Below are 15301 nucleotides of genomic sequence, written 5' to 3' on the forward strand. Positions count from 1 at the left end.
AGCCCGCCCTCGAGAGCGGGCTTTTTGCATTTGCCGACCCCAGCGGCAATAATCCGCTCATTTGAATGGAGAGCACCAGGTTGGAAGCAAGAAGCGTTGTCGCGGAAATGTTCATTGGAATGCCGACGCATTTCTGGGTGTTGCCGGTTGCCGGCCTGGTCGCCTGGTTCGGCCTGAAATGGGCGGAGCAATCCGATAACCGCGCCACCATGCTGCGGGCCGTGACCTACCTGCTGCTCATCGCGTTGGCGGTGTTGCCCAACGGCTTTTATGCGCTGTTTCCCCCGACGCCCGACATGCCCGAGCTGTTGTTGAATCGTGAACCGCTACCGAACTACGAAGGCCGCTTCTATCTGGATGCGTTCTACGTGTTCAGTGGGTGGGCACTGAGCAAAGTGGCAAAGCTCAAGTTCAACTAGGGAAACGCTGAACGAGCCGCTCGAAGGCCAGCACCGAGCGGCCTACTGTCTCATGTTGCTCGATAATCTGCCTTGCTGTCGAGCTGACCCAGGCTCAAGTTGAAAGGTTCGTCAGGAGCTGGAAGCAAACACGATTTGTTTGCATTTATCAAGGTGTGGGGGCGGCTACTTTTCAACTAATACCTTCCTGTTAAGACCAACTTTCAGTTACGCCATCCTGCAGCGAGGAAAGGGCTAACTCAAAAGTAATAGATCAAGTAGATTTTTGCGAGCCTCGATGATGACCCTCCCCGCAAGAGACCTTCCTTAAATATTTTAAAGCCCGTCTGGCGTTTTATGGGGGGCGTGCTATTTGTGGATATACGCGTGCGATCGCTCGGTCGTGCTGTAGACAAAAGGACTGTCACGTATGTCGATTCAGGCCAAGGTATCTCCCCTCGCTCAAAGTGTTAATTCTGCCGCCCCCATCGCAATCCCCGATAACGGAATCCTGACGCTTACTCAGAGCAGTAACATTGTTCTGGATATTGCTCCAGAAAGCGTGACGAGCTACACAAAAAGCGGGGCGGACCTGATCGTACAACTGAAGTCTGGCGAGAGCCTGCGCATTGCCAACTTCTATGTCGAAGGGCAGCCGGTAAGCCAGTTGTACCTGGTAGACCGGGACAAGCTGCTGGCCGTCGACCTGCCCCCGGTCGCTGCCGATGGGCCGCTGTTGGCAGGTTATGTGCCCCAGGAAACTGCGGCCGGGTTCGAGTCGCTCACTGGCGCCGACGGCACCATTGCCGGGCTCAGCCCCGGCGCTGCATTGCTGGCTGGGGCTGCGATCATTGGCGGCGGCGTCGCGATCGCCAACAGCAACGATGGCGGCGGCGGTGGTGGTGGCGGCGGTGACGGCAGTGTGCCGCCTGACACCACGGCACCGGCGCCTGCCAGCGGACTGCAGATTGCCCCAGATGGCAGCAGCATCAGCGGCACGGCCGAGCCGGGCGCCACCGTGGGCATCGACAGCAACGGCGACGGGCAAACCGACGTCAGCGTGGTGGTCGGCTCCGACGGCAAATTCCAGATTCCACTGAATCCGCCACTGACCAACGGCGAAACGGTTACCGTGGTGGTGACCGATCCGGCCGGCAATAGCAGCCCGCCCGCGACCGTGCAGGCCCCTGACTTCCCCGATGCGCCGCAAATCAACCCGAGCAACGGCTCCAGCATCAGCGGTACCGCCGAGCCGGGCAGCACCGTGGTGCTCACCGACGGCAACGGCAACCCCATCGGCCAGACTACTGCCGACGGCAACGGTAACTGGTCGTACACACCCGATAGCCCACTGCCCGATGGCACGGTGGTCAAAGCAGTGGTAGTGGATGCCGCCGGTAACAGCGGCCCGCCCGCCAGCATCATCATCGACGGCGTGGCGCCAGCGGCACCCGTGATCAACCCGAGCAATGGTACCGAGCTCAGTGGTACCGCCGAGCCGAACAGCACCGTGACCCTCACCGATGGAAGCGGTAACCCGATCGGCCAGGTGACGGCCGATGGCAACGGCAACTGGAGCTATACCCCCGCGACCCCGCTGCCCGATGGTACCGTGGTCAACGCGGTGGCCCAGGACGCGGCTGGCAATACCAGCGGGCAGGGCAGCACCACCGTGGATAGCGTGGCGCCGGGCGCTCCCACCATCGACCTGAGCGACGGCAGCAGCCTCAGCGGTACCGCCGAGCCGAACAGCACCGTGACCCTCACCGATGGTAGCGGTAATCCGATCGGCCAGGTGACGGCCGATGGCAGTGGCAACTGGAGCTACACCCCCGCGACACCGCTGCCCGACGGTACCGTGATCAACGTGGTGGCCCAGGATGCAGCTGGCAACACCAGCGCTCCGACGAGCACGACAGTGGATGCGCAGGCCCCGGCTGCACCAGTGGTCAACCCCAGCAATGGCACCACGATCAGTGGCACCGCTGAACCGGGCAGCACCGTTACCCTGACCGATGCCGGCGGCAACCCGATCGGCCAGGTCACCGCCGACGGCAGTGGCAACTGGAGTTTCACACCGGGCAGCCCGTTACCCAACGGCACCGTGGTGAACGCCACTGCGACCGACCTGACCGGCAATACCAGCGCTCCATCGAGCACTACAGTGGACTCGGTGGCCCCGGCCGCGCCGGTGGTCCAGCCGAGCAACGGCAGCGAAATCAGCGGTACCGCCGAGCCGGGTAGCACCATCACCCTGACCGACGGCAGCGGCAACCCGATCGGCCAGACCACCGCCGACGGCAGCGGCAACTGGTCGTTCACCCCAGGCACACCGTTGCCGGATGGCTCCGTGGTCAATGCCACGGCGACCGACCCGGCCGGCAATACCAGCGGGCAGGGCAGCACCACCGTGGATGGCGTGGCCCCGGGCGTGCCCACCATCGACCTCAGCAACGGCAGCAGCCTCAGCGGCACCGCCGAGCCGAACAGCACCGTGACCCTCACCGACGGCAGTGGTAATCCGATTGGCGAAGCCACCGCCGACGGCAGCGGTAACTGGACGTTCACCCCAGCCACGCCGTTGCCCGATGGCACCGTGGTCAATGCCACGGCGAGCGACCCGGCCGGCAACACCAGCCCGGCAGCGACGGTCACCGTCGACTCCAGCGCGCCGGCTGCACCGGTGATCAATCCCACCAACGGCGCGACCATCGGCGGTACCGCTGAAGCGGGTGCCACCGTCACCCTGACCGATGGCAGCGGCAACCCGATCGGCCAGGTCACCGCCGACGGCAGTGGCAACTGGAGTTTCACACCGGGCAGCCCGTTACCCAACGGCACCGTGGTGAACGCCACCGTGACCGACCCGACCGGCAACACCAGCGCTCCATCGAGCACTACAGTGGACTCGGTGGCCCCGGCCGCGCCGGTGGTCGAGCCGAGCAACGGCAGCGAAATCAGCGGTACCGCCGAGCCGGGTAGCACCATCACCCTGACCGACGGCAGCGGCAACCCGATCGGCCAGACCACCGCCGACGGCAGCGGCAACTGGTCGTTCACCCCAGGCACACCGTTGCCGGATGGCTCCGTGGTCAATGCCACGGCGACCGACCCGGCCGGCAATACCAGCGGGCAGGGCAGCACCACCGTGGATGGCGTGGCCCCGGGCGTGCCCACCATCGACCTCAGCAACGGCAGCAGCCTCAGCGGCACCGCCGAGCCGAACAGCACCGTGACCCTCACCGACGGCAGTGGTAATCCGATTGGCGAAGCCACCGCCGACGGCAGCGGTAACTGGACGTTCACCCCAGCCACGCCGTTGCCCGATGGCACCGTGGTCAATGCCACGGCGAGCGACCCGGCCGGCAACACCAGCCCGGCAGCGACGGTCACCGTCGACTCCAGCGCGCCGGCTGCACCGGTGATCAATCCCACCAACGGCGCGACCATCGGCGGTACCGCTGAAGCGGGTGCCACCGTCACCCTGACCGATGGCAGCGGCAACCCGATCGGCCAGGTCACCGCCGACGGCAGTGGCAACTGGAGTTTCACACCGGGCAGCCCGTTACCCAACGGCACCGTGGTGAACGCCACCGTGACCGACCCGACCGGCAACACCAGCGCTCCATCGAGCACTACAGTGGACTCGGTGGCCCCGGCCGCGCCGGTGGTCGAGCCGAGCAACGGCAGCGAAATCAGCGGCACCGCCGAGCCGGGTAGCACCATCACCCTGACCGACGGCAGCGGCAACCCGATCGGCCAGACCACCGCCGACGGCAGCGGCAACTGGTCGTTCACCCCAGGCACACCGTTGCCGGATGGCTCCGTGGTCAATGCCACGGCGACCGACCCGGCCGGCAATACCAGCGGGCAGGGCAGCACCACCGTGGATGGCGTGGCCCCGGGCGTACCTACCATCAATCTCAGCAACGGCAGCAGTCTTAGCGGCACCGCCGAGCCGAACAGCACCGTGACCCTCACCGACGGCAGTGGTAATCCGATTGGCGAAGCCACCGCCGACGGCAGCGGTAACTGGACGTTCACCCCAGCCACGCCGTTGCCCGATGGCACGGTGGTCAATGCCACGGCGAGCGACCCGGCTGGCAACACCAGCCCGGCAGCGACGGTCACCGTCGATTCCAGCGCGCCGGCTGCACCGGTAATCAATCCGAGTAACGGCGCGACCATCGGCGGTACCGCTGAAGCAGGTGCCACCGTCACCCTGACCGATGGCAGCGGCAACCCGATCGGCCAGGTCACCGCCGATGGCAGTGGCAACTGGAGTTTCACTCCGGGCAGCCCGTTACCCAACGGCACCGTGGTGAACGCCACCGCGACCGACCCGACCGGCAACACCAGCGCTCCATCAAGCACCACAGTGGACTCGGTGGCCCCGGCCGCGCCGGTGGTCGAGCCGAGCAACGGCAGCGAAATCAGCGGCACCGCCGAGCCGGGCAGCACCATCACCCTGACCGACGGCAGCGGCAACCCCATCGGCCAGACCACCGCCGACGGCAGCGGCAACTGGTCGTTCACCCCTGGCACACCGTTGCCGGATGGCTCCGTGGTCAATGCCACGGCGACCGACCCGGCCGGCAATACCAGCGGGCAGGGCAGCACCACCGTGGATGGCGTGGCCCCGGGCGTACCTACCATCAATCTCAGCAACGGCAGCAGTCTTAGCGGCACCGCCGAGCCGAACAGCACCGTGACCCTCACCGACGGCAGTGGTAATCCGATTGGCGAAGCCACCGCCGACGGCAGCGGTAACTGGACGTTCACCCCAGCCACGCCGTTGCCCAATGGCACGGTGGTCAATGCCACGGCGAGCGACCCGGCTGGCAACACCAGCCCGGCAGCGACGGTCACCGTCGATTCCAGCGCGCCGGCTGCACCGGTAATCAATCCGAGTAACGGCGCGACCATCGGCGGTACCGCTGAAGCAGGTGCCACCGTCACCCTGACCGATGGCAGCGGCAACCCGATCGGCCAGGTCACCGCCGACGGCAGCGGCAACTGGAGCTTTACCCCCGGCACACCGCTGGCCAACGGTACCGTAATCATCGCAACGGCAACCGACCCGACCGGCAACACCGGTCCGCAGGCCGCCACCACGGTGGACTCGGTAGCCCCGGCCGCACCAGTGGTCGAACTGAGCAACGGCAGCGAAATCAGCGGCACCGCCGAGCCAGGCAGTACCATCACCCTGACCGATGGCAGCGGCAACCCGATCGGCCAGACCACTGCCGACGGCAGCGGCGACTGGAGCTTCACCCCCGGTACGCCGCTGGCCGACGGAACCGTGATCAACGCCACGGCGACCGACCCGGCCGGCAATACCAGCGGGCCGGCCAGCACCACCGTGGACGGCGTGGCCCCGGGTGTACCTACCATCAATCTCAGCAACGGCAGCAGTCTTAGCGGCACCGCCGAGCCGAACAGCACCGTGACCCTCACCGACGGCAGCGGTAACCCCATTGGCGAAGTCACCGCTGACGGCAGCGGCAACTGGACGTTCACCCCAGCGACGCCGCTGCCCAATGGCACGGTGGTCAATGCCACGGCGAGCGATCCGGCTGGCAATACCAGCCCGGCAGCGACGGTCACCGTCGATTCCAGCGCGCCGGCTGCACCGGTAATCAATCCCACCAACGGCGCGACCATCAACGGTACCGCTGAAGCGGGCGCCACCGTCACCCTGACCGACCTCGGCGGCAACCCGATCGCCCAGGTCACCGCCGACGGCAGCGGCAACTGGAGCTTCACCCCCGGCTTGCCGCTGGCCAACGGTACCGTAATCATCGCCACGGCAACCGACCTGACCGGCAACACCGGTCCGCAGGCCGCCACCACAGTGGACTCGGTAGCCCCGGCCGCACCAGTCGTCGAGCCAAGCAACGGCAGCGAAATCAGCGGCACCGCCGAGCCGGGCAGCACCGTCATCCTGACCGATGGCAGCGGCAACCCCATCGGCCAAACCACCGCCGACGGCAACGGCGACTGGAGCTTCACCCCGACCACGCCGCTGGCCAATGGCACGGTGGTCAACGCCGTCGCCCAGGACCCAGCCGGCAACACTGGCCCGCAGGGCAGCACCACGGTGGATTCGATCGCACCCGCCGCGCCAGTGGTCAATCCGAGCAACGGCGCCGTGATCAACGGTACTGCCGAGCCGAACAGCACCGTGACTCTCACCGATGGCAATGGTAATCCGATTGGCGAAGTCACTGCCGACGGCAGCGGCAACTGGACGTTCACCCCGGGCACACAACTGCCCAATGGTACCGTGGTCAACGCCACGGCGACCGATGCCGCCGGCAATACGGGTGCTCCAGGTAGCACCACCGTGGACTCGTCGCTGCCGTCGATTCCGCAGGTCGACCCGAGTAACGGCTCGGTGATCAGCGGTACTGCCGATGCCGGTAACACCATTATCCTCACCGATGGCAGCGGCAACCCGATCGGCCAGGTCACCGCCGACGGCGCCGGTAACTGGTCGTTCACACCCGGCATTCCGTTGCCGGATGGCACCGTGGTCAACGCGGTGGCGCGCAACCCCGGTGGGACCGATAGTGCGCCGGCGGTCATTACCGTGGACGGCGTGGCGCCGGCCGCTCCGGTTGTTGAACCGAGCAATGGCACGGAAATCAGTGGTACTGCCGAAGCCGGCGCCACTGTCATCCTCACCGACGGCGGCGGCAACCCGATAGGTCAGACTACCGCCGACGGCAGCGGCAACTGGTCGTTCACGCCCGGCACGCCGCTGGCCAATGGCACGGTGATAAACGCCGTGGCCCAGGACCCGGCCGGCAATACCAGCGGGCCGGCCAGCGTCACCGTTGACGCCATCGCCCCGGCCGCACCGATCGTCAACCCGAGCAACGGGGTTGTGATCAGTGGTACCGCCGAAGCCGGGACCAAGGTGATCCTCACCGACGGCAGTGGCAACCCGATCGGCCAGACGACAGCCGATGGCAGTGGCAACTGGGCCTTCACGCCTTCGCCTGCGCTGGGCAACGGCACGGTGATCAACGCCGTGGCTCAGGACCCGTCCGGCAACACCAGCGGGCCGACCAGCGCCACCGTTGACGCCGTCGCGCCGGCCGCACCGGTCATCAACCCGAGCAACGGGGTGGTGATCAGTGGTACGGCTGAGGCCGGGGCCAAGGTGATCCTCACTGACGGCAGCGGCAACCCGATCGGCCAGACCACTGCCGACGGCAGCGGCAACTGGTCGTTCACGCCCGGTACGCCGCTGGTCAATGGCACGGTCATCAATGCCGTGGCCCAGGACGCCGCTGGCAACACCAGCACCCCACAAGTCAGCACCACGGTGGATGCGGTAGCCCCTGGCCAGCCGACGATCGAGCCGAGCAACGGTACCGAGATCAGTGGTACCGCTGAAGCCGGTGCCAGGGTGATCCTCACCGACGGCAGCGGCAACCCGATCGGCCAGACCGTCGCCGACGGCAGCGGCAACTGGTCGTTCACGCCCGGCACGCCGCTGGCCAACGGCACGGTGATCAACGCCGTGGCCCAGGACCCGGCCGGCAATACCAGCGGGCCGGCCAGCGTCACCGTTGACGCCATCGCCCCGGCCGCACCGATTATCAGCCCGAGCAACGGGGTGGTGATCAGTGGTACCGCCGAAGCCGGGACCAAGGTGATCCTCACCGACGGCAGCGGCAACCCGATCGGCGAGACGACCGCCGACGGCAGTGGCAACTGGACCTTCACGCCTGCGCCTGCGCTGGCCAACGGCACGGTGATCAACGCCGTGGCCCAGGACCCGGCCGGCAATATCAGCCTGCCAGCCAGCACCACGGTGGATTCAGTCGCACCTGGCCAGCCGACGATCGACCCGAGCAACGGGACCGTGATCACGGGTAGCGCTGAAGCCGGGGCGAAGGTGATCCTCACCGACGGCAACGGCAACCCGATCGGCGAGACGACCGCTGACGGCACTGGCAACTGGGCCTTCACGCCTGGTGCGCCGCTGGCCAACGGCACGGTGATCAACGCCGTGGCCCAGGACGCCGCTGGCAACACCAGCACCCCACAGGTCAGCACCACGGTGGATGCGGTAGCCCCCGGCCAGCCGACGATCGAGCCGAGCAACGGCACCGAGATCAGTGGTACCGCCGAAGCCGGGGCCAAGGTGATCCTCACCGACGGCAACGGCAACCCGATCGGTGAGACGACCGCCGACGGCAGTGGCAACTGGTCGTTCACGCCCGGCACGCCGCTGGCCAACGGCACGGTGATCAACGCCGTGGCCCAGGACCCGGCCGGCAATACCAGCGGGCCGAGCAGCGTCACCGTTGACGCCATCGCCCCGGCCGCGCCGACTATCGAGCCGAGCAATGGTGTGGTCCTCACGGGTACTGCTGAGCCCGGCGCCACCGTCATCCTCACCGATGGTGGCGGCAATCCGATCGGCGAGACGAGCGCCGACGGCAGTGGCGACTGGAGCTTCACCCCAACCACGCCGCTGGCCAATGGCACGGTGGTCAACGCGGTGGCCGAGGACGCCGCCGGCAACAGCAGTGGCCCGGCCAGTACCACGGTCGACTCGGTGGCGCCGTCGGCACCGCTGTTGAGCATCAGTGCCGACGGTGCGCTGCTGACCGGTACCGCCGAGCCGAACAGCCAGGTACGTCTCGTGATCGACGGCGATACCGCCAACCCGATCACGGTGAATGTCGACGGCGCCGGTAACTTCAGCCTGCCGTTGGCGCCACCGCTGATCACCGGCGAGCTGATCAGCGGGGTTACCGCCGACGCTGCCGGCAACCTCAGCGGCCCGGCGACGATCAACGCGCCGGACCTGGCGCCGCCGACCATCAGTGTGCCGGAAGCCGCCGACACCTGGATCAACGCTGCGGAGATCAGCGACGGCATCCAGGTCGACGTGACGATCCGCCCGACCATGCAGGTCGGCCAGGTGATCACCGTCGCCTTCGCCGGGCAGAACGGCTACGAGACGCAGGCAACGCACACCATCACCGCCAGCGATATCCTGGCCGGCAGCGTCACCGTGACCATTCCCCCTGGCGGTGGCATGGGGCCGTTCCCGGAGGGTGCCTCTACCGTCACCGCAGACATCAATGGCGGCACTGCTTCGACCCCGGTGCCGTTCACCGTCGACACCATCCCGCCTGCGACCCCGGTGCTGTCGCTGGTGGGCAGCATCCTGACTATCTCCACCGATCCGGGAACCGAACTGACGGTTGAAGTGGACATCGGCGGCGTCACCGCCACCGCCACGGTGACAGCCGACAACAGCGGGCTGGCTTCGCTGAACCTGCTCACCGACCTGGACATCGACCTTACCCTGGACCAGTTGCTCAACGCCCAGGTTTCGGTAACCGGCGAGGATCCGGCCGGCAACACGAGCAATGTGGCAACCATCGGCGTTGGCGGCAGCATCGAGCAGCCAGTGACCATCGGCAACTTCGGCGTCGATGTCAGCCTCAACCCGCTGAACCCGCGGTTCGGTTTCAGCGGCACCACCGAGCCGGACTCCAGCGTGGTGATCCGTGTCATCACCCCTGCGCTGAACGTCGAGCTGCTGCCGATCCAGGCGGACAGCTCCGGCAACTTCTCGCTGAACCTGCTGAGCCCGACCGTCCTCACCCAGCTGGGGCTGAACATCACCGATATCCTCAACCTCGGTTCGCAGATCTCGTTCAACATCGTCGCCACCGACACCAACAGCAACGACAGCTCGGCCTACGGCATCACCCTGACCCCCAACGGGCTGTCACTGAATATCGGCCAGATCGACGTCAACGGCACCTCGGGGGACGACGTCATGTCTGGGGCGAGCGGCAGTTCGGAGCACATCAATGGAGGTGATGGCAACGACCTGATCTTCAACGTTGGGACCGGTGATCACGTGGTGGCCGGCAACGGCAACGATGCCATCCAGATCACCGCGACCGACTTCGTCAGCATCGACGGCGGCGCCGGCTTCGACACGCTGGTCCTGGCCGACGGCATCGACCTCGATTACAACGCCGTCGGCGTCGGCACGCTCTCCAACATCGAGCGTATCGACCTTGGCAGGGGCAACTCGGGGAGCGTGCTGACCCTGACCGCGGCGGAGGTCGACGCCATCACCGATGCCAACAACGTGCTGCAGATTACCGGCGAGAGCAACGACACCCTCAACGTGGTGGGTGCCGTGAACACCGGGACCACGCAGCAGCTCAACGGCATTACCTACGATGTCTACAACTTTGGCAGCAGTACCCTGCTGATCGAGGACAACACGGTACAGGTCGTGGTCTGATGCGCGGCCTGTCCGTGCTCAAGGGACGGCGCCGTGGCGCGGGAGCCCTCTGGCTCCTGTGCCTGGGGCTGCCGTTGTCCGCCCCGGCCATCCCGCTTGACCAGGCGGTGCGGGCGGGATTGGCGATCCACCCGCAGGTGCGTTCGGCGATGGCCGAGGCGGATCGTGCGGGCACCGAGGTGGAGATCGCCAAGGGTGGCTATTACCCCTCTGTCACCATGTCCGGAGGGCCGCAGGAGTTCGACGTTGGCGAGGTCGTCTACGACGTCACCGTCTCGCAGATGCTGTATGACTGGGGAAGGGTGACGAGCAAGGTCGACAGCGCCAGCGCGACCCGGCGCAAGCTTTCCGAGGCGGTGCTGGTGGCGCGCGACGATGCGGCGCTGGATATCGTCGAGACCTATCTCGATGTGCTTGCCTCGGAGCGCCGGGTGGAGACGGTGCGCCAGCACATCCAGCGCCTCGACGGCATCCGCGAGATGACCCAGGCGCGCGGCAGCGACGGTTACGCCGACCGCAGCGAACTGGACCGCGCCAACCTCGAACTGGCGCGTGCCCAGGAACAGCTGTCGCTGGAGAAGGGCAACCTGCAGGACGCGCGCAACCAGTACGCGATCCTGGTTGGCCAGGACCCCTCCGAGCTGGTGGAGCCCGAGCCGATGTCGCTGCAGCGCTACCTGGCTGCCAGCGACATGACGCGGGTGATCCGCGAGTCACCGTTGCAGCGCAAGGCGTTGGAGGACGCCAATGTCGCCGAGGCGCAAGTCCGCGAGGCCAAGGCTTCGTTGCTGCCGCAGTTGAACCTGGAGGCCTCCGCATTGCGCCGGGAGATCGGCGGTCGCCCGGAAAGCGACTCGGTGATGTCGCTGCGCTTTCGCATGGATACCTTCCAGGGGCTTTCCAACTTCCGCCGGCCGACCGCTGCGCAACAGCGTCTGGAGTCGGCGCAATGGACGGCCGATGCGATGCAGCGTGACATCCGCCGGCAGTTGCAGACGCTCTTCGATAATGGCGACACCCTGCGCTGGCGGGAACAGTCGCTGAGCCAGCAGGTGACGGAGTCGGAGCAGGTGGGCGAGTTGTACCGCGAGCAGTTCGAGGTCGGCCGGCGCGACGTGATCGACTTGCTCAATGTGCAGCGCGAACGCTTCGAGGCCGAGCGGCAATTGATCAATCTGCACATCGAGCGCAAGCGCATCGAGTACCGGGCGGCCGCGCAGGTCGGGCTGTTGGGGGCATTACTGGAGAATCGGTTGAATCATGGAAGTTGAACAATCCCCGGATAATGTCGTGACCCTGAACCACGACGACCCGCTGCGCCAGGGCCTGCTGCTGCTGTGCCGGCAACTGGGCCGGCCGCTGGGCGACGCCGAGCTGGTCGACGGCCTGGCACTGGAGCACGGACGCCTGCCGCTGCGCCTGGTCGCCCGCGCCCTGCGCCGCGCCGACATCACTGCCAGGGTTGCGGAGCTGCCGTTGCGGCAGATGGACGCCTACCTGCTGCCGGCCCTGCTGTTGCTCGACGATGGCCGCAGCCTGCTGCTGGTTGGCATCGAGGGTGAGCAGTACGAGGTGCTGGTGCCGCAGAGCGACGGCGGCCGTGAGTGCATGGCGCTGCCCGTTCTGGAGGCGCTTTACAGCGGCACGGCGGTGTTCGCCAAGTGCCGCTACCACCCCGACGGGCGGGTGGGCGACTACGCCAGCGGCCTGCCGGAGCACTGGTTCTTCGGGCCGCTCAAGCGGCTCTGGCGCTCCTATGCGGAAGTCACGGCGGCGGCCCTGGTGGCCAACGTCCTGGCCGTCGCCTCGGCGCTGTTCGCCATGCAGGTGTACGACCGCGTGGTACCCAACGCGGCCTTCGATACCCTCTGGATACTCGCCAGCGGCGTGGCCCTGGCGATCATCGTCGACGGGGTATTGCGGATCCTTCGCGGGCACCTGCTGAACGTTCTCGGCAAGCGCCTGGACCTGCAGTTGTCGAGCCTGCTGTTCGCGCGTGTGCTGAGCACACGGATCGCCGCCAAACCGGCGTCGATGGGCGCGTTCAGTACCCAGGTGCGTGAGTTCGAGTCGGTCCGCGAGTTCTTCACTTCGTCCAGCGCCGCACTGATCAGCGACCTGCCGTTCGTGGTGATCTTCCTGTTGATCATTGCCGTGATCGGTGGCCATGTGGTGTGGGTGCCGCTGGTGGCCTGCGTGTTGATGCTGCTGCCTGGGCTGCTGACCCAGCGCCTGCTGGGGCACCTGTCGCGGCAGAACCTGCGCGAGGGGGCGATGAAGAACAGCGTGCTGCTGGAAGCCTTCGAACACCTGGAGACGGTCAAGGCTGCGCGTGCCGAAGGCCGCTGCCGCCAGCAGTGGGAGACGCTCACCGGGGAGCTGGCCGGTACCGCAATGAAGACCCACGCCCTGGCCTCGACCCTCAGCTATTCGGCGAGCATCGTCCAGCAGCTGTGCTATGTCGGGGTGGTGGTGTTCGGCGTCTACCGGATAAGCGACGGCGCGATGACCGTCGGTGCCCTGGTGGCCTGTTCGATCCTGGCCTCGCGGGCCATCGCACCGCTGTCCCAGGCTGCCGCCATTCTTGGCCGCTGGCAGCACACCAAGGTGGCGCTGGAGGGCCTCGACCAGCTGATGTCCGCCGAGCAGGAGCGGCCCGCCGGCAAGCGCTTCGTGCACCGCGACCGGCTCCACGGGCATTACCGCCTGGAGGCGCTGCGCCTGGCCCACGGCGACAGCCCACCGGTGGTCGATGTGCAGGCGCTGAACATCCAGGCCGGCGAGCGGGTGGCGCTGCTCGGCGGCAACGGTGCTGGCAAGTCGACCCTGCTGCGGCTGCTCAGCGGCCTGCTCGACGCGCAATCCGGCCGGCTGTTGCTGGACGACATCGCCCTGAGCCAGCTCGACCCGGCCGACCGCCAGCGCGGCATCGGCTACTTGCCGCAGGACGTGGCGCTGTTCCACGGCAGCCTGCGCGAAAACCTCAACCTGGCCAACGCCGCGCTGGGCGACGAGGAATTGCTGGAAGCCCTCGATGGCGTGGGGCTGAGTACTTTTGTGCGCGCCCACCCGTTGGGGTTGGACATGCCGATCCAGGGCAACGCCAGTCTCTCCGGTGGCCAGCGCCAGGCGGTGGGGTTGGCCCGGGTGCTGTTGCAGGACCCACCGATCCTGCTGCTCGACGAACCGACCGCGGCATTCGACCAGAACAGCGAGAAACAGGTCATCGACTATCTGCAGAAATGGCTGGGCCGCCGTACCCTGATCATCACCACCCACAAGAAAAGCGTCTTGGCGCTGGTGGACCGTGCGGTGGTGCTGCGCAACGGCCAGGTGATCATGGACGGCCCGCTGAACCAGGTGGTGCTGGGCAACCAGGTGCAGGCGCCACAGGTCGCCGAAGGAGCCGGCCATGGCAGCTGAAAAGAGTTCTGTAGTGCTGCGCCGGCAACTGGCCGACCCCTTGCTGGCGACCACTCACCCTGTCTATCGCCCGCTGCTCTGGACCCTGCTCGGCAGCGTCTTGCTGTTCGTCGCCTGGGCCGCCTGGGCGGAGCTCGATGAAGTGACGCGCGGCGATGGGCGGGTGGTGCCGTTCAGCCGTATCCAGAAGATCCAGAGCCTGGAAGGGGGCATTCTCGACCGTCTGCTGGTGCAGGAGGGCGACCTGGTGGAGGTCGGCCAGCCGCTGCTGCGCCTGGACGAGACGCGCTTTCTCACCAATTTCCAGGAGTCGGCCAACCAGGCCGGGGTGCTGCGCGCGGCCATCGCCCGGCTGGACGCTGAAGTGCTGGGCAAGGCGGCCATCGAGTTCCCGCCGGACATCGACCCGCAAGGGCCGCTGGCGCGTTCCGAGCGCGAGCTGTTCAAGTCGCGGCGGGACAAGCTGCTCGAAGGCAGCCAGGCAATCCAGAGGCAGATCAGCCTGGCCCAGAGCCAGCTCGACCTGGTCCGCCCGCTGGTGGCCAAGCGTGCGGTGAGCCAGATGGAGGCGCTGCGCCTGAGCCAGGACATCGCTACCCTCAACGGCAAGCTGACCGAGCTGAAGAGCAGCTACTTCCAGGATGCCTATACCGAACGCTCACAGCGCAAGGCCGACCTCAGTGCCCTGGAGCCGATTGTCCAGCAGCGCCAGGACCAGCTGCGCCGTACCGGGATCGTTTCGCCGGTGCGTGGGCGGGTCAACACTGTGCTGATCAACACCCGTGGCGGGGTGATCCAGCCCGGCGAGGCGATCATGGAAGTGATCCCGGTGGAGGACCGCCTGCTCGTCGAGGCCAGGATCAAGCCGCGCGACGTGGCCTTCCTGGTGCCGGGCATGCCGGCCAAGGTGAAGATCACCGCCTACGACTTCAGTATCTATGGCGACCTCAAGGGCACCCTGGAGCAGATCAGCGCCGACACCATCGAGGAGGACACGCCCCATGGCAAGGAGTCGTACTACCAGGTGCTGATCCGCACTGACGGCAGCCAGCTCAAGCGCGGCGAGGAGGTGTTGCCGATCATCCCCGGCATGGTTGCCGAGGTGGATATCCTCAGCGGCAAGCGCAGCGTGCTCAATTACTTGCTGCGCCCGCTGATCAAGGCCCGTCTGTACTGAACTGGGGTG

General features: G+C 66.8%; 5 protein-coding genes. All 5 read left to right on the top strand.

Annotated features, from left to right (window positions below; all coding sequences use genetic code 11):
• Positions 1-107: 107 nt before the first annotated feature.
• Entirely contained in the window at positions 108-419 is a 312-nt protein-coding gene (locus tag ABNP31_RS12405; protein ID WP_085663646.1) for a hypothetical protein, read from the top strand.
• A 409-nt stretch (positions 420-828) separates the two neighbouring features.
• A complete protein-coding gene (locus tag ABNP31_RS12410; protein WP_350013361.1) occupies positions 829-10692 on the top strand; it encodes an Ig-like domain-containing protein in 9864 nt (3287 codons plus the stop codon).
• The gene (locus tag ABNP31_RS12415; protein ID WP_025338979.1) at positions 10692-11963 is read left to right on the top strand and encodes a TolC family protein; all 1272 of its coding nucleotides are present in this window, start codon (positions 10692-10694) and stop codon (positions 11961-11963) included. The genes ABNP31_RS12410 and ABNP31_RS12415 overlap by 1 nt, the downstream gene beginning before the upstream one ends.
• On the top strand, positions 11953-14115 hold the full coding sequence (locus tag ABNP31_RS12420; protein ID WP_350013362.1) for a type I secretion system permease/ATPase: 2163 nt from the start codon (positions 11953-11955) through the stop codon (positions 14113-14115). The genes ABNP31_RS12415 and ABNP31_RS12420 overlap by 11 nt, the downstream gene beginning before the upstream one ends.
• Positions 14105-15292, top strand: a complete 1188-nt coding sequence (locus ABNP31_RS12425; RefSeq protein ID WP_061302352.1) for an HlyD family efflux transporter periplasmic adaptor subunit — start codon at positions 14105-14107, stop codon at positions 15290-15292. The genes ABNP31_RS12420 and ABNP31_RS12425 overlap by 11 nt, the downstream gene beginning before the upstream one ends.
• The last annotated feature ends 9 nt before the right edge of the window (positions 15293-15301 follow it).

The sequence above is a fragment of the Pseudomonas asiatica genome, from assembly GCF_040214835.1.
In the GTDB taxonomy this organism is placed as follows: Bacteria; Pseudomonadota; Gammaproteobacteria; order Pseudomonadales; family Pseudomonadaceae; genus Aquipseudomonas; species Aquipseudomonas putida_Z.

Bases quoted from the DNA above. Each gene is read 5' to 3' on its own strand.
- ABNP31_RS12405 (WP_085663646.1), top strand. From the start codon at position 108: ATGTTCATTGGAATGCCGACGCATTTCTGGGTGTTGCCGGTTGCCGGC.
- ABNP31_RS12410 (WP_350013361.1), top strand. From the start codon at position 829: ATGTCGATTCAGGCCAAGGTATCTCCCCTCGCTCAAAGTGTTAATTCT.
- ABNP31_RS12415 (WP_025338979.1), top strand. From the start codon at position 10,692: ATGCGCGGCCTGTCCGTGCTCAAGGGACGGCGCCGTGGCGCGGGAGCC.
- ABNP31_RS12420 (WP_350013362.1), top strand. From the start codon at position 11,953: ATGGAAGTTGAACAATCCCCGGATAATGTCGTGACCCTGAACCACGAC.
- ABNP31_RS12425 (WP_061302352.1), top strand. From the start codon at position 14,105: ATGGCAGCTGAAAAGAGTTCTGTAGTGCTGCGCCGGCAACTGGCCGAC.